At 63.1% G+C, this 25,169-nt stretch carries 21 protein-coding genes; 11 read left to right on the top strand and 10 right to left on the bottom strand.

All coding sequences use genetic code 11. The annotated features are described in order from the left end of the window. Positions 1 to 10: 10 nt before the first annotated feature. Positions 11 to 1,369, bottom strand: a complete 1,359-nt coding sequence (locus BBG20_RS19810; protein WP_065906254.1) for a glutamine synthetase family protein — start codon at positions 1,367 to 1,369, stop codon at positions 11 to 13. Positions 1,370 to 1,508: 139 nt separating this feature from the next. Between BBG20_RS19810 and BBG20_RS19805 the strand changes: the two genes are divergently transcribed. Then, entirely contained in the window at positions 1,509 to 2,405 is an 897-nt protein-coding gene (locus tag BBG20_RS19805) for a helix-turn-helix domain-containing protein (RefSeq protein ID WP_065906252.1), read from the top strand. Between the two features lie 114 nt (positions 2,406 to 2,519). Here the strand turns inward: BBG20_RS19805 and BBG20_RS19800 are convergent, their stop codons facing one another. The 3 genes from BBG20_RS19800 to BBG20_RS19790 are packed head-to-tail and all read right to left on the bottom strand — an operon-like array spanning position 2,520 to position 5,643. Further along, a complete protein-coding gene (locus BBG20_RS19800; protein WP_065906249.1) occupies positions 2,520 to 3,623 on the bottom strand; it encodes an acetoin dehydrogenase dihydrolipoyllysine-residue acetyltransferase subunit in 1,104 nt (367 codons plus the stop codon). Then, positions 3,620 to 4,639: an alpha-ketoacid dehydrogenase subunit beta gene (locus tag BBG20_RS19795; RefSeq protein ID WP_065906247.1), complete on the bottom strand. Its 1,020-nt coding sequence runs from the start codon at positions 4,637 to 4,639 to the stop codon at positions 3,620 to 3,622. Before BBG20_RS19795 ends, BBG20_RS19800 begins: the two co-directional genes overlap by 4 nt. Before the next feature lie 26 nt (positions 4,640 to 4,665). After that, positions 4,666 to 5,643 carry a thiamine pyrophosphate-dependent dehydrogenase E1 component subunit alpha gene (locus BBG20_RS19790; protein ID WP_065906245.1) on the bottom strand — a complete coding sequence of 326 codons (978 nt, stop codon included), beginning with the start codon at positions 5,641 to 5,643 and terminating at the stop codon, positions 4,666 to 4,668. Between the two features lie 309 nt (positions 5,644 to 5,952). Between BBG20_RS19790 and BBG20_RS19785 the strand changes: the two genes are divergently transcribed. Further along, entirely contained in the window at positions 5,953 to 7,812 is a 1,860-nt protein-coding gene (locus BBG20_RS19785) for a sigma-54-dependent Fis family transcriptional regulator (RefSeq protein WP_065906243.1), read from the top strand. A gap of 866 nt (positions 7,813 to 8,678) precedes the next feature. Here BBG20_RS19785 and BBG20_RS19780 read toward each other — a convergent pair. Continuing rightward, complete coding sequence (locus BBG20_RS19780) at positions 8,679 to 9,458, bottom strand: acetoin reductase (RefSeq protein WP_065906241.1); 780 nt, start codon at positions 9,456 to 9,458, stop codon at positions 8,679 to 8,681. A gap of 194 nt (positions 9,459 to 9,652) precedes the next feature. On the opposite strand from BBG20_RS19780, the gene BBG20_RS19775 reads away from it, so the two are divergent. After that, positions 9,653 to 11,806 carry a TonB-dependent siderophore receptor gene (locus BBG20_RS19775; protein WP_065906240.1) on the top strand — a complete coding sequence of 718 codons (2,154 nt, stop codon included), beginning with the start codon at positions 9,653 to 9,655 and terminating at the stop codon, positions 11,804 to 11,806. A gap of 3 nt (positions 11,807 to 11,809) precedes the next feature. Here the strand turns inward: BBG20_RS19775 and BBG20_RS19770 are convergent, their stop codons facing one another. After that, the gene (locus tag BBG20_RS19770) at positions 11,810 to 12,247 is read right to left on the bottom strand and encodes a carboxymuconolactone decarboxylase family protein (protein ID WP_065906237.1); all 438 of its coding nucleotides are present in this window, start codon (positions 12,245 to 12,247) and stop codon (positions 11,810 to 11,812) included. Positions 12,248 to 12,369: 122 nt separating this feature from the next. Further along, complete coding sequence (locus BBG20_RS19765) at positions 12,370 to 13,275, bottom strand: LysR family transcriptional regulator (RefSeq protein WP_065906235.1); 906 nt, start codon at positions 13,273 to 13,275, stop codon at positions 12,370 to 12,372. A gap of 214 nt (positions 13,276 to 13,489) precedes the next feature. Between BBG20_RS19765 and BBG20_RS19760 the strand changes: the two genes are divergently transcribed. After that, positions 13,490 to 13,888: a helix-turn-helix domain-containing protein gene (locus tag BBG20_RS19760; RefSeq protein WP_065906233.1), complete on the top strand. Its 399-nt coding sequence runs from the start codon at positions 13,490 to 13,492 to the stop codon at positions 13,886 to 13,888. Between the two features lie 58 nt (positions 13,889 to 13,946). Further along, complete coding sequence (locus BBG20_RS19755) at positions 13,947 to 16,709, top strand: ATP-binding protein (protein WP_065906231.1); 2,763 nt, start codon at positions 13,947 to 13,949, stop codon at positions 16,707 to 16,709. On the opposite strand, the gene BBG20_RS19750 is transcribed toward BBG20_RS19755, so the two are convergent. Then, positions 16,656 to 18,179: a winged helix-turn-helix domain-containing protein gene (locus tag BBG20_RS19750; RefSeq protein ID WP_065906229.1), complete on the bottom strand. Its 1,524-nt coding sequence runs from the start codon at positions 18,177 to 18,179 to the stop codon at positions 16,656 to 16,658. The two genes, BBG20_RS19755 and BBG20_RS19750, sit on opposite strands and share 54 nt — an antisense overlap. Positions 18,180 to 18,274: 95 nt before the next feature. Then, positions 18,275 to 19,225 (bottom strand): GlxA family transcriptional regulator, encoded by a 951-nt coding sequence (locus BBG20_RS19745; protein WP_065906227.1) that lies wholly within the window; start codon positions 19,223 to 19,225, stop codon positions 18,275 to 18,277. A gap of 181 nt (positions 19,226 to 19,406) precedes the next feature. On the opposite strand from BBG20_RS19745, the gene BBG20_RS19740 reads away from it, so the two are divergent. Further along, positions 19,407 to 20,129: a pirin family protein gene (locus BBG20_RS19740; RefSeq protein WP_065906226.1), complete on the top strand. Its 723-nt coding sequence runs from the start codon at positions 19,407 to 19,409 to the stop codon at positions 20,127 to 20,129. Positions 20,130 to 20,274: 145 nt separating this feature from the next. Next, positions 20,275 to 20,661 carry a hypothetical protein gene (locus BBG20_RS19735; RefSeq protein ID WP_065906224.1) on the top strand — a complete coding sequence of 129 codons (387 nt, stop codon included), beginning with the start codon at positions 20,275 to 20,277 and terminating at the stop codon, positions 20,659 to 20,661. Positions 20,662 to 20,722: 61 nt separating this feature from the next. On the opposite strand, the gene BBG20_RS19730 is transcribed toward BBG20_RS19735, so the two are convergent. Further along, a complete protein-coding gene (locus BBG20_RS19730) occupies positions 20,723 to 21,727 on the bottom strand; it encodes a quinone oxidoreductase family protein (RefSeq protein WP_065906222.1) in 1,005 nt (334 codons plus the stop codon). A gap of 102 nt (positions 21,728 to 21,829) precedes the next feature. On the opposite strand from BBG20_RS19730, the gene BBG20_RS19725 reads away from it, so the two are divergent. From BBG20_RS19725 to BBG20_RS19710, 4 genes are all read left to right on the top strand, one after another. Next, positions 21,830 to 22,693, top strand: a complete 864-nt coding sequence (locus tag BBG20_RS19725; protein ID WP_065906219.1) for a LysR family transcriptional regulator — start codon at positions 21,830 to 21,832, stop codon at positions 22,691 to 22,693. A gap of 355 nt (positions 22,694 to 23,048) precedes the next feature. After that, positions 23,049 to 23,774 (top strand): winged helix-turn-helix domain-containing protein, encoded by a 726-nt coding sequence (locus BBG20_RS19720; RefSeq protein ID WP_065906217.1) that lies wholly within the window; start codon positions 23,049 to 23,051, stop codon positions 23,772 to 23,774. Then, complete coding sequence (locus BBG20_RS19715) at positions 23,767 to 24,471, top strand: YuxH family protein (protein WP_065906214.1); 705 nt, start codon at positions 23,767 to 23,769, stop codon at positions 24,469 to 24,471. The genes BBG20_RS19720 and BBG20_RS19715 overlap by 8 nt, the downstream gene beginning before the upstream one ends. A 30-nt stretch (positions 24,472 to 24,501) precedes the next feature. Then, positions 24,502 to 25,131, top strand: a complete 630-nt coding sequence (locus tag BBG20_RS19710; protein WP_065906212.1) for a winged helix-turn-helix domain-containing protein — start codon at positions 24,502 to 24,504, stop codon at positions 25,129 to 25,131. The last annotated feature ends 38 nt before the right edge of the window (positions 25,132 to 25,169 follow it).

The raw sequence follows: 25,169 nt of genomic DNA, 5'->3' as shown, positions 1-25,169 counted from the left end.
TTTGGTTTTTTTAGACGCTCAGCAACAGGAACTCACGTTCCCAGGAGCTGATCACCCGCTTGAAATTCTCGTGCTCGGCGCGCTTGACCGCGACGTAGCCGCGCACAAACTTTTCGCCCAGGTACTGCTTGACTGTGTCGCAATCCTCCATGCGCGCCAGGGCGTCTTCGAGGGTGAACGGCAAGCGCAGGTTGCGGCGCTCATAGGCACGGCCTTCGACCGGCGCACTGGGTTCGATCTGCTCGATCATGCCCAGGTAGCCACACAGCAGACTAGCCGCAATCGCCAGGTAAGGATTGGCATCGGCGCCCGGCAGGCGGTTTTCCACGCGCATCGCGTCGGGGCTCGAGGTCGGCACGCGCAGGCCGACGGTGCGGTTCTCTTCACCCCATTCCACGTTGACCGGCGCCGAGGTGTCCGGCAGGAAGCGGCGGAACGAATTGACGTTCGGCGCGAACATCGGCAACAGCTTGGGGATGTATTTCTGCAGGCCGCCGATATGGTGCAGGAACAGTTGGCTCATGCTGCCGTCGGCGTCGACAAACACCGGCTTGCCGGTGGCGATGTCGACCACGCTCTGGTGCAGGTGCATGGCGCTGCCCGGCTCGTCGGCCACTGGCTTGGCCATGAAGGTCGCGGCCACGTTGTGCTTGAGTGCGGCTTCGCGCAGGGTGCGCTTGAACACGGTGATCTGGTCGGCGAGGTCGAGGGCGTCGCCGTGGCGGAAGTTGATTTCCATCTGCGCCGGGCCGTCTTCGTGGATCAGCGTATCGAGGTCCAGGCCCTGCGCTTCGCACCAGTCATAGACGTCTTCGAACAGCGGGTCGAACTCGTTGGCGGCGTCGATGGAAAATGACTGGCGTCCGGTTTCGGCGCGACCGGAACGGCCAATCGGGGTCTTCAATGGCAGGTCCGGGTCCTCGCAGCGCTGGGTCAGGTAGAACTCCATTTCCGGCGCCACGATCGGCTGCCAGCCCTGGTCGGTGTAGAGCTGCAGGACCTTTTTCAGCACGTTGCGCGGCGACAGCTCGATAGGATTGCCCTGCTTGTCGAAGGTGTCGTGGATCACGATCGCGGTGGGTTCGATGGCCCAGGGCACCACGTAAGTAGCGTTGGATACCGGGCGGCAGATCATGTCGATGTCGGCCGGGTCGAGCAGGTCGTAGTAGATATCGTCGTCGACAAAGTCCCCGGTTACCGTTTGCAGCAACACACTTTCCGGCAGGCGCATGCCTCGCTCATGCAGGAACTTGTTGGTGGGTGCAATCTTGCCGCGGGCGATGCCAGTCAAATCACTGATCACGCATTCGACTTCGGTAATCTTGTGTTCTTTCAGCCAGGCGGACAGCTGATCGAAGGGGGCGTTCATAAGGACCTCGTCATGGGTTGGGTGCATGCGCCGGCTTGTACTCCTGGCGCATTGAGGTCTATCTTGGGCCAGCCTTCACAGGCCATCTATCCACTTTGCACGAACCACAACGCACCAATAGAGTGCGCACGGATCACCCATGACACAGGCAACAGCTTTGCGCGTACAGGCCTTCACCACCGGTGATGTGGCCGCTCAATGCAGTGCGACACCCGGCTGGGTGCAGCAGTACCAGCAGATGTCCCCGGGGCATTTTGCCGGGCAGATCCGCTACCTCGACCTGCAGGGCGTCGAGGTCTACGAAGAGTGCATGAACACCCGCGTGGAGCAGCACTTCAACGCGCCACCGGGCTCGCTGGCGTTCTGTTTCGATGGCAGCGACAACGCGCTGTACATGCTCAATGGCGAGAGCCGTAACACCTGGATCACCCCGGAAAACTACCGTGAAGTGGCGGTGGTGTTCGGCCCGCAGTTCGTGCAGCGCCATGGCCTGGACGTGGCGAAACTCGAAGGCTTGTTCATGGCGCCGCTGACCTGCCAGCAGAATGCGCTGTTCACCCGCTGGCTCAGTGGCACGCTCACGCGCCTGGCCACGGTGATCGATCCGATCAGCCGCGATGCCCTGACCCAGCAGTTGCTCGACGATTGCCTGTTCATTCTCGACAACGCCTGCGTGTGCCTGGACCGCAGCTCGTTGCAGCGGCGCAGCGAAGAACGCCGGTTGATGGCACGCATTGGCGAGTGGGTGGCAGATGCGCCGGATGAGACCATCAACCTGCTGGAGCTGGCCCAGATTGCCGGCGTGCCACTGCGTCAGTTGCAGCAGGGCTTCAAGACCTACACCGGGATGAGTCCGGCGCAGTGGTTGCGGTTGCGTCGGTTGAATGGTGCGCGGCGTGAACTGTTGAGCTCAGAGGGTTCCACCGTCGCGGAGGTAGCGATGAACTGGTCGTTCTGGCACCTGGGGCGGTTTTCCAACAGTTATCGGGCGTTGTTCAAGGAACTGCCCAGCGAAACCCTCAAGCGTCATGGTTGATACACGATTAACCCCGTGGGAGCGGGCTTGCTCGCGAAAGCGCTGTGTCAGGCAATGAATGTCTGACTGACCCACCGTATTCGCGAGCAAGCCCGCCCCCCCATTTGATTGCTATCAGGCTTGAGATTTGAGGAACAGACTCAGCAACTGATTCACCTGCTCCGCCGCCTCCAACTGCACCATATGCCCCTGCCCCGGCACAATCTCCACCTGGGCCTGCAACCCCTCGGCATGGCTGGCCGGGATGATTGCATCGTCACTGCCCCAGATCACCAGGCTCGGCTGGCGACCCACCACGCTGCGCAAATCCCGCGTCTGCCGCCCCCCATCAAACAGCTGCGCATTCAGTTGCCGCAGGGCCCGGTCCACGCCTTCCAGTCGCTTGAACTTGAGCATGTCCTCGAGCATTTGCCGCGTCACCAGCGCGGGGTCGCTGAACAGTTGCACCAACTGCGGCTTGAGCGCGTTGCGGTTGTTGGCTTCGGTGAACCCTTGCAGGTAATCGCCGTTGATGTCCGCCCCCAGGCCGGCGCTGGCGATCAGGCTGAGTGAGGCAACATGCGCGGGGGCCTGGTCGGCAATCGTCAGCGCAACCAGCCCGCCCATGGAGTGGCCGGCCAGGTGCACGCGGTCGAGCCCGAGGTGATCGAGCAAGGCCAACACGGCCTGGCTCAACTCTTCGGCATCGCCGTTGTGCAGGTGTTTGCCCGACTCGCCATGCCCCGGCAAATCCAACGCGATCACGCGCCGCTCGGCCGCCAAGGCCGGTTGGTTGAACAGCCAGTTGTTCAAGTCGCCGCCAAAGCCATGCACCAGCACCAGCGGCGTGCCGCCCTCACCCAGGTCGAGGTAACGCAGCAAACGCCCGCCGACCTCGACCTTCTGCGCACTCGGTCCCGACGCTTCGGCTTCAGCGTTGCTTGAGACGAACCCTGCATTGAAACGCGCCACCACCGCATCGATCTCTTCTTCGGTGGCTTCGCCCTCCACCACAATGGCCAGCAGCGCGCCCACCGGCAGGGTCTCGTCACTCAGCGCCAGCACCCGGCGCAGCACACCACTGAATGGCGCTTCGACACTGCTGGAGATTTTGTCGGTCTCCACATCCAGCACCTCCTCGCCCTTCTCCACCCGGTCGCCCGGTTGTTTGAGCCAGACATCGAGGCGGCCTTCAGTCATCGACAGGCCCCATTTGGGCATGGTCAAGGTATGGATCATGCGGCATTCCTCTTGTCGGCGATCTTCAGCACGGCAGCCTCGATTTTCGCCGCGTTGGGGATGTACAGGTCTTCCAGTGCATCGGAAAACGGCACCGGCGTGTGCGGCGCGGTGACCATCTCGATCGGCGCGCGCAGGAACGAGAACCCCTGCTGGGCCACCAGTGCGCTGATGTCGGTGGCGATGGAGCAACGTGGGTTGGACTCGTCGATCACCACCAGGCGCCCGGTTTTCTCCACGCTTTCAAGGATGCTGTCTTCGTCCAGCGGGCTGGTGGTGCGCAGGTCCAGCACTTCGCAGTCAATCCCCTGGCGGGCAAGGTTGGCGGCGGCTTCGAGGGCGACATGCACCATGCGCCCGTAAGTCACCAGGGTCACGTCGCGGCCTTCGCGGACAAAGTTCGCCTCGCCGAACGGCACCGTGTACAGCTCTTCCGGCACCTCGCCCTGCAGGCTGTAGAGCAGTTTGTGCTCGAGGAAGATCACCGGGTCGTTGTCGCGGATAGCCTGGATCAGCATGCCCTTGGCGTCATACGGCGTGGCCGGGCACACCACCTTGAGGCCGGGGATGTGCGTCCACATCGAGGTGAGCATCTGCGAGTGCTGGGCCGCAGCGCGCAGGCCGGCGCCGTACATGGCGCGCACCACCAGCGGCGTGGTGGTCTTGCCGCCAAACATGTAGCGGAACTTGGCGGCCTGGTTGAGCAACTGATCGAGGCAGCAGCCGATAAAGTCGACGAACATCAACTCGCACACCGGGCGCATCCCTCGGGTCGCGGCGCCGACGGCCATGCCCACGTAGCCGACTTCGGACAACGGCGCATCGAGGACCCGCTCGGGAAATTCGGGGTACAGGCCCTTGGTGACCCCCAGCACACCGCCCCAGGCGTCCTGCTCGCCCGGTGAGCCGGTACCGCCGGAGACGTCCTGGCCGATGATGAACACGCTCTGGTCGCGGCGCATTTCCTGGGCCAGGGCTTCGTTGATTGCCTGCTGATAGCTGATTTTGCGAGCCATGAAATTCTCTCCGAGTATTGTTGTTATTAGCGGTAGGCGACGTACACGTCACTCAACAGATCGGCGGCCAGGGGCTTGGGATCGGACTTGGCCAGGCGCACGGCGTCTTCGATCAACTGTGCGACCTCGCCGTCGATACGCTCGAACTGCGCGGCATCGAGCCAGCCTTCGGCGCTGCACCGCTGGCGGAACAACGCCAGGCAATCGTGGGATTCGCGCAGGTTCTTCACTTCATCCGGGCCGCGATAGGTTTGCGCATCGCCCTCGAAGTGGCCGTAGAAACGGCTCAGCTTGACCTCCACCAGCGTCGGCCCCTCGCCCTTGCGTGCCCGCTCCACCGCGACGCCAAGCGCCGCATGCACGGCGAAGAAATCATTGCCATCGACAATCACCCCCGGCATGCCAAAGCCCACGGCGCGCTCGGCAATGTCCTTGCACGCCACCGACCAGCCGGACCCGGTGGCCTCGGCATAGCCGTTGTTCTCGGCGACGAACAGGCACGGCAGTTTCATGATCGCGGCCAGGTTCATGGCCTCGAAGACCGCGCCTTCGTTGGAGCCACCATCGCCAAAAAACGCCACGGCCACGCCTTGGCTGCCCTTGAGCTTGGAGGCCAGCGCCGCGCCTGCGGCCAGCGGTGCACCGGCGCCGACAATGCCGTTGGCGCCGAGCATGCCCTTCTCCTGGTCGGCGATGTGCATGGAGCCGCCCTTGCCGCCGCACACGCCGGTTTTCTTGCCGTAAATCTCGGCCATCATGCCGAACACATCCACGCCCTTGGCGATGCAATGGCCGTGGCCACGGTGGTTGGAGGCGATGCAATCTTCATCGTTGAGGTGGGCCATGACCCCGGCAGCGCTGGCTTCCTGGCCGGCGTACAGGTGCACGAAACCGGGGATCTCGCCGGTGGCGAATTCCACGTGCAAGCGCTCTTCGAAATCACGGATGGTGCGCATCACGGTGTAGGCATGCAGCAATTGATCGGTGGACAGGTGAGTGGACATCTTGTTGTTCTCCAGGTTGTCTCGACACACAAAAGGCTGGCGTCGGCCAGCTGCAAGCGGTTCAGCACAGCCTGTGCCAAGGCGCGAAAAAACCTGGCTAAGCCTTGATCCAGAGCAGTGCCGTGCGGTTGTACCGGGGCGCGATGCCTGCGCAGAATGAGACGCGCCATTGCAGCCTGCAGGCTGCGTCTCAGGCCTGGTGAGACGCTGCGTCTCACGCCCGGCTGTTGGTCAGGCCGCCCTTGTCCGCCTGCGCCCATAGGCGCTTAATGGCCGGCATAACAACAAAGATCGAGAACCGGAGGCCTTATGCTCGCCGCGAACTCCAGAGAGCACGTCGACTGCGTCAGTCGCGTGGTCCGCAATGCCGATCGCCTGCCCCAGGCGCCGGTGCCGTCGCTGATTTTCGACTCCTGGCGCCGCTCCATGGAGCAACATCACCTGGACCCCGGCTCCCTGCAGGGGCCGCGCATCCTCAGCGAACCCCTGCTCAAGGAATGCCGTGAGCGCGCCGAACTGTTCATGCGCATCGCCGGCGAAGCCGTCGGGCAACTGCACCACCGCGTGCGCCACGCCGACTACTGCGTGATGCTCACCGACGCCCAGGGCCAGACCATCGACCACCGCGTGGACACCGCCATTCGCAGCGACTGCCGCAAGGCCGGCCTGTACCTGGGCACGTGCTGGTCGGAAGCCGAAGAAGGCACCTGCGGCGTGGCCACGGTGCTGACCAGCAAGGCGCCGGTCACGGTGCACAAGCGCGATCACTTTCGCGCGGCCTTCATCGACCTGACCTGCTCGGCCGCACCGATGTTCGACCCGCAGGGCAACCTGCTGGGGGTGCTGGATGCCTCGGCGCTCAAGTCCCCGGATGACCGACGCAGCCAGCACCTGGTGCGGCAGATGGTGGCGCAGAGCGCGCAGGCCATCGAAAACGCCTTCTTCATGCACAGCGCTCGCCAGCACTGGGTGCTGCAGGCCCACAGCACGCCGGGCTATGTCGACAGCCAGCCCGACCTGCTGCTGGCCTGGGACCAGGACGGTCGCCTGCAGGCCCTCAACAGCAAGGCACGCCTGGCGCTGCGTCGGCGCTTTGGCCAGGTGCCGGAGCATATCGGCGAGGTATTCGACCTGGATGCCCTGCGCGCAGTCACCGATCAATCGGCCCAGCACCTGCAATGGCTGGGCGAACCCGGCGTGCTGCACGTGCGCGTCAACACGCCGCGTCGCAGGCCCGCGCGCGCGGTTGCGATCACCCAGGTCGACCCGCGTGTGGATGAACACCTGCGCCTGGCAGTGCGGGTCAAGGACCGTAACCTGCCGGTGCTGGTGCAAGGTGAGACCGGTGCCGGCAAGGAAGTCTTCGCGCGCCAATTGCATGAGCGCAGCGCCCGGCGCGAGGGGCCGTTCGTGGCGGTTAACTGCGCGGCGATCCCGGAAAACCTGATCGAAAGCGAGCTGTTCGGCTATGTCGCCGGGGCGTTTACCGGCGCATCCAGCAAGGGCATGCCGGGGCTGTTGGTGCAGGCCGATGGCGGCACGCTGTTCCTCGATGAAATCGGCGACATGCCGCTGGCCCTGCAGACGCGCCTGCTGCGGGTGATGGCCGAAGGTGAAGTGGCGCCCCTGGGTGCGGCGAAAACCCGTGCAGTGGATATCCAGGTGATCTGCGCCAGCCACCGCGACCTGGCGGCACTGGTGAGTGAAGGACGTTTTCGCGAAGACCTGTACTTTCGCCTCGGCTGCGCGCGTTTCTGCCTGCCGCCGCTGCGCGAACGCACCGACAAACTGGCCCTGATCAATCGGCTGCTGGAACAGGAGGCCCGCCACAGTGGCATCGCGGCTGGCATCAGCCAGGCGGCGCTGGAAGTGCTGTTGGGCTACGCCTGGCCGGGCAATGTGCGGCAACTGCGGCACGTGCTGGCGTATGCCTGTGCGGTGTGCGAAGGCGGCATCCTGCAACTGGCGGATTTGCCGGTGGAAGTGCGTGGGGAACAGGTTGCGCTGCAGGCGCAGGTTCAACTGAGCCCGGAGCGCCAGGTGGTGCTGGATGCGCTGATCCGACATCGCTGGAAGCCATCGCCGACGGCGCAGGCGCTGGGGATCTCACGGGCGACGCTGTACCGTCGCGTCAACCAACTGGGCATCGATATGCCTGGTAAACAGTGAACCTGTGGGAGCGAGCCCGCACAATGGAATTGTGGCAGGCACAAGAATCAGTCCAGCCACAAATCAGTGTGGGAGCTGGCTTGCCTGCGATGGCGGTGGATCAGCTGCATCATGGTTGACTGAAACTGCGCCTTCGCGGGCAAGCCAGCTCCCACAGTGGAACTGTGTCAGGCACAAGAATTAGGCCAGTCCCTCCAAAACTGTGGGAACTGAGCCAGGCACAAGATTCAGTCCAGCCCCTCTAAAAACTGGGGGAACTGAGCCAGGCACAGGATTCAGTCCAACCGCAAATCAGTGTGGGAGCTGGCTTGCCTGCGAAGGCGGTGGGTCAGCTGCATCATGGTTGACTGATACACCGCTTTCGCGAGCAAGCCCGCTCCCACAGTGGAACTGTGTCAGACACAGGAATCAGGCTACCCCCTCCAAAATCTGTGGGAACTGCGCCAGGCACAAGATTCAGTCCAGTCCCTCCAAAACTGTGGGAACTGAGCCAGGCACAAGATTCAGTCCAGCCACACATCAGTGTGGGAGCTGGCTTGCCTGCGAAGGCGGTGGGTCAGCTGCATCATGGTTGACTGACACACCGCTTTCGCGAGCAAGCCCGCTCCCACAGTGGAACTGTGTCAGGCACCGGAATCAGTCCAGCCCTTTCAAAAACAATGGGAACTGAGCCAGGCACAGGATTCAGGCCAGCCCTTCCAAAAACTCTGGGAACTGAGCCAGGCATAGGATTCAGTCCAGCCACAAATCAGTGTGGGAGCGGGCTTGCTCGCGAAGGCGGTGGATCAGCTGCATCATGGTTGACTGACACTGCGCCTTCGCGAGCAAGCCCGCTCCCACATTTTTGAACGCGTCAGCCAAGCACGTCAGCGGTAGACAAGCCCGCCGTCAATCAACGGGGCTTGGCCGGTCATGTAGTCCGAATCCGGCCCGGCCAGGAAGGCCACCAGCCCGGCAACGTCTTCCGGCGTTTCCGCGCGGCCCAGGGCAATGCCCTCCACGTACTTCTTGTATGTCGCGCCGACGTCAGCGCCGGTAATCTCGGCCATGCGCTTGTCGATCTCGACCCACATATCGGTGCCCACCACGCCCGGGCAGTACGCATTGACCGTGATACCGGCGCTGGCCAATTCCTTGGCCGCCGCCTGGGTCAAGGCGCGCACGGCAAACTTGGTCGCCGAGTACACCCCGAGCAGCGCGAAGCCTTCATGGCCGGCGATGGAGCACGCGTTGATGATCTTGCCTTTCTGCTCAAGCGCCATGAATTTCTTGCCGGCGGCCTGGATTCCCCACAATACGCCCTGCACGTTGATGCCCAGCGTGCGTTCGACCTGTTCCGGGCTGACGTCCAGCAGCGAATCGATCTGCGCCACCCCGGCGTTGTTGACGATGATGTCGAAGCCACCCAGGGTCTGGTGCGCATGTTCGACGGCGGCCACCACCTGTTCGCGCTTGGACACGTCGGCGACAAACACCGAGGCCTTGCGTCCCAGTGCGACCACTTCAGCAGCTACGGCTTCGAGCTTGGCGCCATTGATGTCCACCAGGGCGATGTCGGCACCGTCCTGTGCCAGGCGCAGGGCGATGGCCCGGCCAATGCCCTGCCCGGCGCCGGTGACCAGCGCGATTTTTCCAGCAATCCCCATGACGATCTCCTGCAATGATGAGAGAAGCCTTTGTCTATCGCAGGTCGCCGGGGCGGCTGTCGAGGCGCGCAGCAATTGGCGTGGGGGCTGAGACGGGATGTCTCAGCGTGCGAATCATTCTCGAAAACTTGTAAAAGCACGCACTTATGCCTAGCTTATGCGCCCCCCGCCCTGCGCTTTAAGGCCCTGCCCCCATGGTTTTGCGTTTTCGTCCCGTCGTCACTTCACGTTTTGCCCTCGGCCTGCTGCTCAGTGGCGGCATCGGTCACAGTCTGGCGGCGGAGCTGGAGCTGCCAGCGGTGCAGGTCCAGGGCCAGGATGAGTCCGGCTATCGCGCTGAAACCGCCTCGGTCGGGGGCTTCGACGAGGTGCCGCTGCTGGACACGCCGGCCTCGATCACGGTGATCAACGCCGCGATGATCAAGGACCAGCAGGCGCGCCTGCTCAGTGAAGTGCTGCGCAACGATGCCTCGGTGGGCGACAGCTATGCGCCCATCGGTTACTACGAAAACTTTGTGGTGCGCGGCTTCTCGCTGAATGCTGCCAGCAGCTACAAGATCAACGGGCGCACCATCACCGGCGAGCAGAACGTCGCCCTGGAAAACAAGCAGCAGGTGGAAGTGCTCAAGGGCCTGGCGGGCCTGCAAAGCGGCATCTCCGAGCCCAGCGGCGTGATCAACTACGTGACCAAGCGCCCGGAGGATGTGCGCCAGGTGACGGTGTCCACCGATGATCGCGGCAGCGGTTATATCGCTACCGATGTCGGCGGCTGGTTCGGCAGCGAGCAGCAATTCGGCCTGCGTGCCAACGTCGCCCATGAAGACCTCAATTCCTACGTGGAACACGCCAATGGCCAGCGCGATTTCGTGTCCCTGGCCTTTGACTGGAACATCAGCCCCGACGCCGTGCTGCAGCTGGATGCGGAATACCAGGACAAGCAGCAACGCTCGGTGCCCGGCTACCAGTTGCTGGGCGGCACTGAAGTGCCACACGGCGCATCACCGAAAAAATTGCTCGGGCACCAGAGCGGTTCCAAGCAGGTGGGCATCGATTCACTGAACCTCAACGGCAAGTTCGAATACCGCTTCAGCGACCAGTGGAAAGGCAACCTCAGCGCGGCGCGCAGCAAAGTGGTGATCGACGACTACAGTTCGTTTGCCTATGGCTGCTTCTACGTGACCGATTGCGGCACCGCCTTCTTCAGCCCCACTGGCGACTACGACGTCTACGACTACCGCAGCCCCGACGACACCCGCCGCGACGACGAAGTGCAGGCGGCCATGACCGGGCTGTTCGACACGGGCAGCCTGGGCCATGAACTGACCTTCGGCACCAGCGCCTTTCGCCGGGTGGTCGACAAACGCAAGTCGGTCAACGAATACATCGGCAGCACCAATATCAACGTCGATGCTCCGACGTTCACCCCCACCGACAAGCCGCTCAACGACAGCCATCGCAACCTCGACAGCCGCCAGTACGGCCTGTTCGTCACCGACCGCATCCGCTTCAACGAGCAATGGCAAACCATCCTCGGCGGCCGTGAAGTGCGCCTGGACGAAAAAGCCTTCGACGGGACCACTGGCAACCAGGTTCGCCACACCCAGCAATACGTGTTCCTGCCGCAGGCTTCGTTGATCTACAAGCCGGTCGAAAACATCTCGCTCTACACCAGTTACAGCAAAGGCCTGTCCCTGGGCGGCCAGGCGCCGTGGACAACCACCAACGACGGTGAAACCCTCGCGCCGACCGTTTCGCGCCAGATCGAAGCCGGGGTGAAATACGACTGGCGCCGCATCAGCTTCGCCGCTGCCGTATTCCAGACGCGCCAGGCCTACCAGTACGCCAAGCCGGAAGGCGCCGATCAGTTCATCTATGTGCAACAGGGCGAGCAGAAGAACACCGGGCTGGAGTTGTCGGCCAACGGCTGGGCCACCGACCGTTTGCAGATCGCGACCAGTGTGGCGGCGATTCGCGCGCGGGTGACCGGCAGCGGTACGCCGGAATACGAAGACCACCAGGCGATCAACGTACCCAAGCTGCGCGCCAGTGTGTACGCCGACTATGCGTTGCCGTGGGTGAATGGATTGGCCGTGCTCGGCGGCGTGCAGTACAGCGCCAAGAAGTACGCGAACCGTACCGGGAATGTGGAGGTCGGGGATTATGCGGTGGTCAATGTCGGCAGCCGCTACACCACCAAGGTCGACGGCTACGAGACGGTGTTTCGCCTGAGCGTCGACAACCTGTTCGACAAGCGCTACTGGCGCGACGCGGGCGAGTACATGGGCGATGACTATCTGTTCCAGGGCGCGCCACTGACGGCGCGCCTGAGTGCTTCGGTGAATTTCTAAGGCTTACTTGGGCATCTTGCGAAAACCCACCGCGAGGCGGTTCCAGCTGTTGATGGTGGCGATGGCCACGCTCAGGTCGACCTGCTCCTGAGCGCTGAACTCAGCGGCGAGTGCATTGAAGTCTTCATCCGGCGCGTGGGTCTGGCTGAGCAGGGTCAGGCTTTCGGCCCAGGCCAGTGCGGCGCGCTCACGCGGGGTGAAGAACGGCGTTTCACGCCAGGCCGACACGGTGTACAGGCGACGCTCGGTCTCACCGCCCTTGCGGGCATCGGCGGTGTGCATGTCGAGACAGAAGGCACAGCCATTGATCTGCGAAACACGCAGGCGGATCAGTTCCAGCAGGGGCAACTCGATGGACAGTTTGCCGACAGCGGCTTCCAGGGCGAGCATGGCTTTCATGGCGTCTGGGGAGGCGGTGTAGAAATCGGTACGCGCTTGCATGGTGGTTCTCCGGAACGGTGGGGGTTGATGGCTAGGTTAGTGACCGGAGGTGGTGGGAGGAATATCCAATTCCGGGGAAGAATGGGTGACCAATTCCTGGTGGGCTGTGCCCACCTCCTCAATCAAGCCCCCGCCATGTGCTCCGAAATCCTCGCCCGCAACCACCGCTCCGCCGGGTCATTGTCATGCACCCCGCTCCACACCATCGACAGCTCCGCTGCCTCTATCGCAAACGGCGGGTCCTCGGCTCGCAGCGACGTGCCCTCGGTCAACGCGCAGGCCGCGTAATCCGGCACTGTGGCGATGATCTGCGTGCCCGCCAACAGCGCGCGCAACCCACTGAACTGCGGCACCGCCAGCACCACCCGGCGGGCCCGGCCGATACGCGCCAGGTCCAGGTCAATGTTGCCGCTCAAATCCCCCGAAAACGACACCATCGCGTGGGGCCGCTCGCAGTAGTCGTCGAGGGTCAGCGGTGCCACGCCGGCGTCGCCGCGCAGCACCTTGCAGGGAATTTCGCGCAGCTTCTTGCGCTTGGCATTCGCCGGCAATTCAGTGGTGTAGCTCACCCCCACCGTGATCTCGCCACTGGCCAGCAGCGACGACATCAACAGGTAGTTGGCGCGACGCACCACCACGATGATGCCCGGCGCCTCTTCGCGCAGTTGGCTGAGCAAAGGCGGGAACAGGCCGAACTCGGCGTCGTCGGAGAGGCCGATGCGAAACACCGCGCAGCTGGTGGAAGGGTCGAAATCCTTGGCGCGGCTGACCGCGCCGGAAATAGTGTCCATGGCCGGTTGCAGCTCCTTGAGTATCGCCAGCGCCCGTGGCGTGGGTTCCATGCCCCGGCCGTTGCGCAGCAGCAACGGGTCGTCGAACAGGTCGCGCAGGCGCCCGAGTGCCGCACTGACCGCCGGTTGGCCCATGAAGAGCTTTTCGGCGACGCGGGTCAGGTTCTTCTCGAACATCAGCGCTTCGAAAATCACCAAGAGGTTCATGTCGACGCGGCGCAGGTCGTTGCGGTTCATGGGGCAATCCAAACGGCTGAAAGGCCCACAGATAAGCACGCGAGCCACCCGTGGTATTGCATGGCTGTGCTGTCTTTTCCGCCGGTTTTTGCCGCCTGAGCTGGCAAAATTAACAACGATTAACTCGTCAGCCAGACGGTCCGGCGCCAAGAATGCAGCGGTCTACACTGCATCCATTCACCGGGAACGCTCCCATCGACTGCGGATATCTGTCATGGCCCGACTTGAGTACTGTGCTCCCCGCTTGCCCGCGACCGGCGGCCTCTGCCCCCGGCGCGAACGCATTGCCAAGCAATTGATCCTCGCCAACCTCGGCGAAAGCCTGGCGATTGCCGACCTGGCCCAAGCCTGCGCGCTGTCACGCAGTCATTTCTCCCGCGCGTTCAAGTGCACCACCGGGCTGTCGCCGCAGGAATGGATTCGCCAGCAGCGCATCCAGCGGGCCAAGGAACTGATCACCGGTTCCGCCCTGAGCCTGACGCAGATCAGCCTCGAATGCGGCTTCTGCGACCAGGCGCATTTCTGCCATATGTTCACCCGCAGCGAAGGCGTCAACCCGATGACCTGGCGAAATCACCAATTGCGTCACAAGCCCGACGTGATCGCGGCCTAGTGGTGGCGGCGCACCTGGCCTATGCTGGCCGCACTCCTTTTTCCGAGCATGGCGCGCCATGAGCGACCTCAGCGACCAGGCCGTACATTTCGGCCCCTACCGCGTCTATCCGCGCCAACGCCTGGTGCTGGAGGCCGGCCAGCCATTGCGCCTGGGCCGGCGCGCGCTGGATATCCTGCTGATCCTGCTGGAGCAGGCCGGCAACGTAGTGAGCAAGCAGGCCTTGATCGCCCGGGTCTGGCCGCACAGCGTGGTGGAAGACGGCAACCTGCGGGTGCATATGGCCGCGTTGCGCAAGGCATTGGGCGACGGCCAGGCCGGGCAGCGCTATATCGTCACGGTGGCCCAGCGTGGCTACAGTTTTGTTGCGCCACTGAGCATCGAACCGATGACCTTTCCGGCTGATGGCACCCCGCAAGCCCAGGGCCATAACCTGCCACTGCGGCGCACCCGCGTGATCGGCCGCCAGGCCTTGATCGACCGCCTGGTGCAACAGCTGCCGCAACAGCGCTTTATCACCCTGACCGGCGCCGGCGGCATCGGCAAGACCACCGTCGCGTTGCGCGTGGCCGAACTTCTGATCGGACATTACCGCGACGGCATCCACCTGCTGGACCTGGCGCCCCTCAGCGCACCGGCGCTGATCCTGCCCAACCTCGCCGCCCTGCTCGGCCTCACACACGTCGAGCATGAACCCCTGGACACCTTCGCGCGCCGCCTGCAGGAACGCCAGTGGCTGCTGGTGATCGACAATTGCGAGCACCTGCTGGACGACATCGCGCTGATCAGCGAAAGCCTGCTGCGCCATGCGCCCCGGCTGCATATCCTGGCCACCAGCCGCGAGGCCCTGCGCGCCGAGGGCGAGTCGGTGCAACGCCTCGACCCCCTGGCCTGCCCGCCTGCCACCGGCAATCGCGCCCAGGCCATGGGCTACCCGGCCCTGCAATTGCTGATCGAGCGGGCCATGTCGCACCAGGACCGCTTTGAGCTGAGCGAAGCCGAACTGCCGTTGGCGATTGATATTTGCCAGCGCCTCGACGGCATCCCGCTGGCAATCGAGTTGGTGGCGGCGCAGATCGAACGCTTCGGCCTGCCGCGCCTGCTGGTGCAGATGGAAGACAACTTCCGCCTGCTGACCCGTGGCCGGCGGAGCGCCCTGCCCCGTCATCAGACCTTGCGCGCCACGCTGGATTGGAGCTTCGACCTGCTGACCGCGTGCGAGCAGGTGTGCCTGCGTCGCCTCGCGGTGTTCCGTGGCGGTTTCAGCCTGGCCAGCGCGGCGGCGGTGATTGCCGGCGAGCAGATTGCACCGGCCGAGGTGCTGGGCTCGATCACCCAGCTGGTGGCCAAATCCTTGCTCAATGTGGAGCCGGGCGATGACGAGATGGTCTATCGCCTGCTGGACATCACCCGTACCTACGCCCTGGAAAAGCTCAACCTTGCCAACGAGCTGCACGCCACGCGCGAGCGCCATGCGGTGCGCTGCCTGACGCTGATGGAGCAAGCGCAGGACGACTGGGAGTTGATCGCGACCCAACCGTGGCTCGACCGCTACGCGCCACTGCGCGAAGACGTGCGTGCCGCGCTCGACTGGGGCCTTGCCGAGGGCGGCGAACACCTGCTGGCGATCCGCCTGACGGTCAGCGCCATGCCGCTGTGGCAAGAATTGTCGCTGGTCAGGGAGCATGCGGTGTATGTCGACAAGGCGCTGGCGCTGATGGCCGAGGCCAGTGCGCCCTGCACGCAATTGACGATGCAGCTGCAATTGGCCCTGGGCAGCCTGTCCTATCACGCGTTGGGCGGCGCACCGCGGACCATCGCCGCGTTTGCCAGCGCCAGGCAACTGGCCGAGGAACGCCAGGACCTCGCCGGCCAATTGCGCGCGGTCTCCGGCCACATGGCGGTCAACCTGTGCGCAGGCCATTATCGCCATGCACAGGCACTGAGCGTGCAATTCGACCACCTCGACCCGCGCACCGAGCCGCTGCTGGAGCTGAGTACCCAGCGCCTGCACGTGCTGGCGCAGCATTACACCGGCAACCAGGCACTCGCCCGGCACACGGCCGAACAGGTCATCCAGCGCATGGCGCACAGCGGCTCGCTGAATCGCTTTGCCTATCGCTTGGGCGTGCAATATGACCAGAGCGTCGCCTCACTGACGGTATTGGCGCGCATCCTGTGGTTGCAGGGCTTTCCCGAGCGCGCCTGGGCCGTGGCCAGCCAGGCGCTGGAGTTGGCGCTGCAGATCAATCACGGCACGTCGATCTGCTACACCCTGGCCCTGGCCGGCGTGGTCATCGCCCGCTACAACGGCGATGACGAGGCGGCGCAGCGCCTGCAGACGCTGCTGCTGGAGCAGTCCCACAAGCATTCGGTGCAGTTGTTCCAGACCTGGGCGGGGCACTACGCCGGGATTCCCGGCCACCAGGACCTGCAGGGCCTGGGGCTGATAGACGACATCCTGATCACGTTCGGCGCGCGTGTCGTCGATGAGCAAGCCTTCGAGCGCGCCCGCACGGGGGCAGCCGGCTGGTGCGCCGCCGAAGTGATCCGCGTGCACGCCGAGGGCATGGCCGACACCCGCACCGCCGAAGCGCTGCTGCTCGAATCCCTCGGCCTGGCTAACCAGCAAGGCGCGCTGGCCTGGGAACTGCGTTGCGCAACCTCATTGGCACAACGCTGGCAGCAGCAAGGTCGCCTGCAGCCTGCGCGCGATCTGCTCGGTTCAGTCTACGGGCGCTTTACCGAAGGCTTTGCCACCCGCGACCTACTGCGCGTACGCCGCCTGCTCGACGAGTTGCAGGACAAACGTCCGGCCTGAAAACGCCCCCAGATAATGCCCATACCCCTGCTGCAACCGTGCCACCTGCGCCGGATCGCGCAACTGCGCGAGGGCGTAGCTGCGGGTGCTGTTGAGCAAACGATAACGCGCGGGCCCCGGGCCCGGCTCGACGTTCAGCAACGAGGTACTCACCAGTCGCGCCAGCAGGTAGGCAAGGTCGGCGTGTTCCAGCTCGGTGCCGGCGACCAGCACGCTCAAGGACGGCAAGGTCACGGCCATTTTGAACAAGCCCAATTGCAGGAACAGCCAGCGCTCCGGCAGGCTCAGGCGTTCGTAGCTCCAGTCCAGGGCAGCGGCCAGCGATTGGTGGCGCTCCACGGCCGTGCGTCGACCGCGGCTCAGCGTCTGTATGCCGCTGCGCAGCTGCGCCTGTAAACCGCGCACGCCCAGGGCGTCGACCTGGGCGGCCGCCAGTTCCAGGGCCAGGGGAAGGCCGTCGAGGCGTCGGCAGATGTCGCGCAGGGGTGCCAGGTCCTGGGGGCGCAAATCATAGTCCTGCTGACTGGCACGTACGCGGGCGACGAACAGTTGCACCGCCGGGCAAGCCATCGCGTGGTCGACGCTGCCCAATACCGCCGGTGCAGGCACCGCCAGCGGCGGCACGCGCAGCACCCATTCGCCAGGCACTTGCAAGGCTTCGCGACTGCTGATCAGCACGCTGACCTGCGGCGCCTGCTCGTGCAGCGCGCGCACGAGATGCCGGCAGGCACCCAGCAGCGGGTCAACGCCGTCGAGCACCAGCAATAACTGCCGGCCGGCCAGTTGGCGGCATAGTTTGACGGGGCTACGGGTGGGTACCAGGTGCAGCACTGTGGCCAGGTGCTGTAGCAGCATTGTCGGCGCCTGCACGGTGGCGAGGTCCACCCACCACACGCCGGCGCGATAGCGTGGCAATACGCGCTCGGCCAGCGCCAGGGCCAGGGTGCTCTTGCCGACGCCGGCACAGCCGGTGAGGGTCATCAGACGCTGCCCGGAAAGGCGCCGCACCAGCACGCCAAGCAATTCATCGCGCCCCATCACCGGGCTGAGCCGCGTGGCCAAATTGTGCCGGGGCAACTGCGACGATAGCTCGCCGTGCACCGGCGCAATGAAACAGTAGCCGCGCTGGGGATCGTTGAGGATGCAGCGTTGCCCGTCGAGGGCACGGCGCAAGGCGGCGATGTGCACGCGCAGGTTGCTTTCCTCGACAACACTGCACGGCCAGACGCGCTCGATCAGCGTGGCCTTGTTGATGAACTGCCCGGGCGCCTCGAGCAGCACCGCGAGGATATCCAGCGCGCGGCCGCCCAAGGGCACCGGCCACCCGGCCTTGCTGAGCAGCCGCTGTTGCCGGTGAAAGGCATAGGCACCGAAACGCACCGTGCCGTTCGCATCCATCGCCTGAAGGTTGTTCATCGCTGTCATCGCGCTGGAACACCCGGCCTTGGGCGTTTGCGCGTCCTGTTCCATGGGCCTGTGGCTATCTTGCCACTTGGCGATGACAGGACAATGCTGGCACGGGGAGCGACACGGACATTCGAGTGCGCGAGACGGACATCCTGGCGCTAACTGAACTGCTGCCGGTATTGGGTCGGGTTGAGACCGAGCTTTTCACTGAACAGAAAACGCATATGCCGCACGCTGCCAAAACCTGCGTGGAAGGCCACGGTCTTCAGCGGCAGGTCGGTGGCCTCCAGCAGCTGGCGGGCGCGGTCGATACGCGCGCCCTGCAGGAAGGCCATGGGCGTCATCTGCACCTCCTTGGCAAACAGCCGCGCGAAGTGGCGCGCACTCATGCCCGCCAGCGTGGCCATCGACTCGATGCTGAAGGGCTGGTCCAGGTGGTCGAGGACGTGCTGCTGCACGCGGGTGATCGCGGTTTCCTGCGGCGCGACGGCGGCTGTCATCGGGCTGAACTGGGCCTGGCCGCCCTGGCGCTTCATTACCACCAGCAGCACCTTGGCTACGTCCACCGCGACCTGCTTGCCGTGGTCCTGGGCGACAATCGACAGCGCCAGGTCGATACCGGCCGTGACCCCACCAGAGGTAATCAATCGCCCGTCCTGCAGGTAGATGCGGTCCGTCTCGACGATGGCCTTGGGGAAGGCCTTGATCAGGCGCTCGGTGTAGTGCCAATGGGTGGTCACGCGGTGATGATCGAGCAGGCCGGCATGCCCCAGCACAAACGCTCCGGTGCAGATCGACCCAAAGCGCCGGGCACGCGGCGCGGCCTCTTGCAGCCAGGGCAACAGCGCGGGATGGCATTCGTTATAGGCGCCGGGCCCGCCGGGCACCAGCAGCAGGTCGTAGGCCGCGTGCGCCTGGCCCAGCAGGAGGTCGGCCTGCACCACCACCCCATTGGAGGCGCGCAACGGGCCAGGCTCGGTGCCGATGGTGAGTATCTGGTAGTGGTCGGCCGCAGGCAGGTAGCGGTTGGCGATGGAAAACACCTCGAGCGGCCCCGCCATGTCGAGCAGGAGGAAGTCCGGAAACAGCGCCATGGCCACGGTTTTCATCAAGCGGGAGACCTATAAGGAAGGGAAAGCGTCAGCCATTATGGCACGTCGATTACTGTCAACCTCAAGGAGACAGTTATTCAGATTTCATCTCCTTAATGAATCCAACGGTAACCAGTAACCTTCTTCTCAACGCCAGCGCCCTGCATCTCGCAGCCCGCGCTCACTTGAGGACACCACCATGCTGACCCTTCGCAAAGCTTCGGAACGCGGCGCCGCCAATCACGGTTGGTTGAAGTCGTTCCACACCTTTTCGTTCGCCAACTACTGGAACCCCGCCGAGCAAGGTTTTTCCGACCTGCTGGTGATCAACGATGACCGCGTCGCCGCCGGCAAGGGCTTCGGCCAGCACCCGCACCGCGACATGGAGATTTTCTCCTACGTGCTCGAAGGCGCCCTGGAACACAAGGACACCCTGGGTACCGGCTCGGTGATCCGCCCCGGTGATGTGCAACTGATGAGCGCCGGCAGCGGTGTGGCCCACAGCGAGTTCAACCACAGCCAGAGCCGTGGCGTGCACTTCCTGCAGATCTGGATCGTGCCCGCCGTGGCCGGTGCCGAGCCGCGCTATCAACAAGAGCATTTCAGCGCAGCGCAGAAACGCGGACGCCTGCAGTTGATCATTTCGCCGGACGGCGCCGACGGCTCCCTCAGCGTGCGCCAGGACGCACGGGTGTATGCCGGGCTGTTCAACGCTGACGAAAGCGCCACCCTGGACTTGCCGCCAGATCGCCATGTGTACGTGCATGTGGCCCGAGGCAGCGTTGAGGTCAACGGCCAGCGCTTGCAGGAAGGCGACGGCGCCCGCGTGCGGGATGAGCGGCAGATCCGCCTGGGCCACGGCGAGGATGCCGAGGTGCTGGTGTTCGACCTGCGCCCCAATGAGCTGCCGCAGATGCCATGACCGGCTCGGCGAAGGTCCGCGCAAGCGGGCCATCGCTGGCGTCGATAGTCACCATCAGCCCAATGAAGTTCTCTTAAAAAATCCAACGCGTAACATCAAACCCATACCGGCAACAACCCAACTAAAACACTCGGAGCACACTCACATGAAACGCCAAATCTTGCTTAGCCTCGCTTTCTCGGTACTCGCTGCAAACGCATTTGCCCACCCTGTCGTCGCTGAAGGCGGTGCGGATCGCCTGATCGAAAGCCGTGTTGCAGAGGGTGGCTCGGACCGCCTGCAAGGCAACCGTTTCGCTGAAGGTGGCGCTGATCGCCTGCAGGAACGTGGCCTGGCTGAAGGCGGTGCGGATCGTCTGCAGGAACGTGGCCTGGCTGAAGGCGGTGCGGATCGCCTGCAGGAACGTGGCCTGGCTGAAGGCGGTGCGGATCGCCTGCAGGAACGTGGCCTGGCGGAAGGCGGTGCGGATCGCTTGCAGGAACGTGGCCTGGCTGAAGGCGGTGCGGATCGTCTGCAAGGCAACAACGCATAATCCCGCGCTGTTGGCGGGAACCCCAAACCGGCCTGATCAGCCGGTTTTTTTTTGCCTGTCATTAATCCAAGTCGCGGTCCACCCACAGCACCGCCTTGCCGATCTGTTGCCGAGCCTCGATACGCGCATGCACCTGCTGCACGGTTTCCAGGCGGTAGTAGCCTTCGATCTCCACGCTCAACCACCCTTCGAGCATTGCCGCGAACACCGCATTGGCGCGGCGCTGCACCGTCGCACCGTCGGCCATATGGTCGGCCAGCCGTGGACGGGTCAGGAACAGCGAACCGGCCTCGCCCAGCTCAATCGGATCGAGGTCGGTCAACGAGCCCGAGACATTGCCGTAATTGACGATCAGTCCGCGTGTGCGGCAGGCGCGGAAGCTGTCACGCAGGGTACTTTTGCCCAGGGAATCGAACACCACGTCCACGCCCTGCCCGTCGGTGGCTGCCAGGACACGCTCGACAAAGCCGCCGTCATCATAGGTCCAGGCCTGGTGGGCGCCGCGCTGCAGGGCAATCGCGCATTTTTGTGCGGTGCTGCCCGTGGTGAACACGGTCGCCCCCACGTGCCGGGCCATCTGCACCAGCAACTGGCCGATGCTGCCTGACGCCGCGTGTACCAGGCAGGTGTCGCCCGCCTGCAAACGGGCCACATCCTCAATCAAGTAGTGAGCCGTGCACCCCTGGAACATCGCCGCAGCAGCCTGATCGAAGGTGATCGCGCTGGGTATCTGCGCAACCTTGTCGACCGGCACCAGCGCGTATTCGGCATACGCGCCCCAGGCGATGCACCAGGCCACGCGGTCGCCCACGGCCAAATGATGCACGTCCGCGCCGACCTCCACCACGACACCGGCGCCTTCCATGCCCAACGTACAGGGCAGGCGCACCGGGTACGTGACTGATTGGGCGTACTTGCCCTGGCGCGTGTGAATGTCCATGAAATTGATCCCGGCGCAGGCCACCTTGATCAACACGTGGCCCGCGCGTATCAGCGGTTTGGCCACATCCAGCTGCAGTTGCGCGACATCCGGGCCGCCGTAGGTTTGCAAGGTGATGGCTTTCATACAGGAATAACTCCATGTGCACGGGGAAGCGGCCATGGTAAAAGGACGCAATCCGGTGGAATATTCCCCAAACCGTCCCAGCCTCTGTGCGGAAATTACCCGATGTTCGATTGGCAGGATCTGTATTACTTCACCGTATTGGCCCGCAGCCAGTCGCTGTCGGCCGCTGCCCGCGAGTTGCAGGTGGAGCACGCCACGGTGGGCCGCCGGGTCGACGCCCTGGAAAAAGCCCTGGGCGTGAAACTGGTCGACCGCTTGCCGCGCAGCCGCCCTCTCACCGCCCAGGGCCTGGCGCTGGCCGAACTGGCCGCCGGCATGGACGAGATGGCGACCCAGGTGCTGCGCCTGTCGCGGGTGGCGTCCATCGAAATGGCTGGCACGGTGCGGGTCAGTTGCCCGCCGTCCATTGCCAATTACTGCATCGCCCCGCATGTGGCGCGCTTGCGTGCCGAGTATCCCCAACTGAACCTGGTGCTGATGCCCTCCACCCACTTGGCCGCGCTGGACAAAGGTGAAGCAGATATCGCCCTGCGCACGCTGCGTCCCGATGAAGACGCGCTGGTGCGCAGGAAGGTCGGCGTGGTGCGCTTCGGGCTGTACGGCCCGCCGGCGTTGCAGCAACTGCCCACCGAACAATGGACCTTCATCGCCTACGACAGCAGCCGCGACCACCTGCCCCAACAGGCATGGATGCACCAACTGCGCGGCCCGCGCGCGATTGCCTTTGCCGCCAGCGAGCTGATCACCCAGCAAATGGCAGCCAGGGCCGCAGTGGGTGTGGTGGTGCTGCCGACGCTGGTGGGCGATCACGACCCGCAATTGGTCAGGCTGCCGACGGCGACCGAGGGTCCGCAGCGCGATATCTGGCTGACGGTGTACCCCGATATGCGCCGCTCGCCGCTGGTGAAGGTGGTGATGGAGTTTCTGGTGGGGTGCATCGAGGGCGAAATACAGCTAAGACGGTGAGGCACCGACGGTACTGTCGGCGGTCAAACACCAGGGCGCGATGGGAACCCTTCTCACCCCTGGTGCTCGCCTGGCCTGGTGGCGTCGGCGCCTGGGAAAGGCAATGGCCAACCTCGCGTGCAATCAAAAAAATCGTTTGGGCTAAAATACTTATAGGCGATTAAAAATTTGCACTAGCATATGTGTAAGTCCGCACAACCCCTTCGCAAACTGTGCCTATTAGCCCTCCCCGCTCGTAAAAACAAAGTGGCGAATGTTAAAATTTGTCACGTTTTAGCGTATTCAATTCGATTAGTATCTAAACGCTAGCAGCGATTGAACTGACGGCCTGCATGCCGGAAAAGGGAGTAGGGTAATGCATTTTTCCAACGTCCTCGCTATTGCCCGGACTCAATCGAAATCGGAGGACTTTCGGGCGTTTTTAGTTCGCACTGTAGCGAATAATTTAAAAGTCGATACACGTTGCTACGGACAACTAATTGACCCTCAGCAACACCACGGACATTACCGTGCCATCATTATAGAAATCGATACACCCTCCGCCAGCCAGCAAACCCTGGACATAATAAGAAAAACCCGCGAAGAGCACCCGGGCTCGACCATATTTGTGGTCGTTACGTTTGCCTCGACCTTGAGCAAAACAAAATATTATCTGGCCGGTGCGGATTACTGCGTCAAGGCCGTGGAAACTTCTGCGGAAAAAAAGATAAGCCTGTTTGATACCTTTCTCAACGAGAGCGAGCGACTTCATCGCGGACTGGTATTGGACCAGGACCGCATGTGCATCTACGGCGATGGCAAGAAGCTGGAAATATCCTTCGTCGAAATGAAAGTACTCGAAGCGCTCATTCATAACCGACTGCTCAGTCATAATGAGATCGCCGCCGTCATGGGCCTTAATACCAAGTACTACGACTCCCGCGCACTGGAAAAATCCATCAGTCGCCTGCGCAGTAAAATCAAGGCGCACTACGGTGAAAACATTATCCAGAATATTCGCGGTTACGGTTACAAACTAAGCCGGGGTCTAATTTGCGTCAGCGACTTCCCGCCCGCCAAGGGGAGTTCGCACGGTGAATAACGAACACCAACCCTGTGCCACTACCACGGGCTACACGCTCATCCGGCAAGCCATCGTCGACCGTCGTCATGCCTTATGGGGCAGTGAAATCAGGGCGGAACATCACGGTGAGGACGCGCTGCCGGAAAGTGCCTGGCGCGAGGCAATGCTGCGCATCAACCCGCGACGCAAGACACTCCAGGTCACAGGCCAAGGGGTTCGTCACGCGTTCCTGCGTATCGGGCAAGCGGCCTTGATGAACGAAGACACGTTCAAGGCAATTATCCAGACCGCGCAGTCATTGGAAAAACATCGCCAGCCCCTCACCCTCACGCTCGACAACCGTCTGGATGCCCTGCCCGGCCCGGTCGAACGCCGGGCCATGGTGCGCCAGTTATATAAGTTGAAAGATCACAGTGGTATTACGTTGGCCTACAACAACTACAGACTCGACACAAAGCCTGGGGACCTGCTGATCGACCTCAAGTTGTACGACTATATAAAAATGCCTTTTCCGGATTCCGCTCTCAGGCTCAGTCTGAATACGCGCTCGGACCTGTTCGACAGGCTCTACGACCGCATGCTGGCGCTGATCAGTGCCAGCGGGGTGCGCTTCATCGCCGACACGGTCGAGTTCGCCGACAGTGCGATGCTGGCTAAAAACCTGCCGTTCGAATACTTTCAGGGCGGTTATTACTCCCCTGCTGACTGCCTGTAAAACTGCCCCTTCCTGATATCGGTGGACACTATGAGCTCCCTCAAGAAACATGCCTTCACTGCGACACTTCCTGCGATAGCGCTGCAGGACTTCACGCCCAATGCAGAGTTATTCCATTACGAACTCACTGCGCCTAAAACGTCATCCTTCCTCGACCCACAACCGACCCGCGCGCGGTTCAATACTTATGTGATTACCCACTCCCTCGGTTTGCACGCGCAGCCGGTTAACGCTGCGCGGCAGGCTTCAAGAATGCCAGCGCCCGAGGCGCCGGACAGTCCGCCAACACCCCACACTCGAACGACGGAGATCAATAGCGAAAGACCCCAACTGCACCCGCAGGATTTCTGGCTGCTGACCCAGCACGACCGCACCCTGGTCAAAGGTGGCCTGCGGATTTCATTGACCACCATTGAGTCGGCTTTAATTAAGAAGATGCTGCACCATGAAGAACGCGTGGTCAGCAAAGAAGAGTTGATCCGTAATATAGGGCGTGAACCCGAGTTATACCGGGGACTCGAAATGTGCTTAAGCCGACTGCAGGAAAAGTTCAAACGGGTCAACGATGGCGAGCGCCTGTTTCGCGCCGTCAGGAACCGTGGTTATTGCCTCACGCAAAAAATCAAGAAGCCGTTAGAGCTGACTCCCGCGCGTCGCTAAAATAAAAAAAACACCCGGACTCTATTAAAAACCCTGCC

The sequence above is a fragment of the Pseudomonas aylmerensis genome (genome assembly GCF_001702265.1).
GTDB classification, from domain to species: domain Bacteria; phylum Pseudomonadota; class Gammaproteobacteria; order Pseudomonadales; family Pseudomonadaceae; genus Aquipseudomonas; species Aquipseudomonas aylmerensis.
Note: the sequence above shows the minus strand (reverse complement) of the source record. Positions and strands in the feature narration are given on the sequence as shown.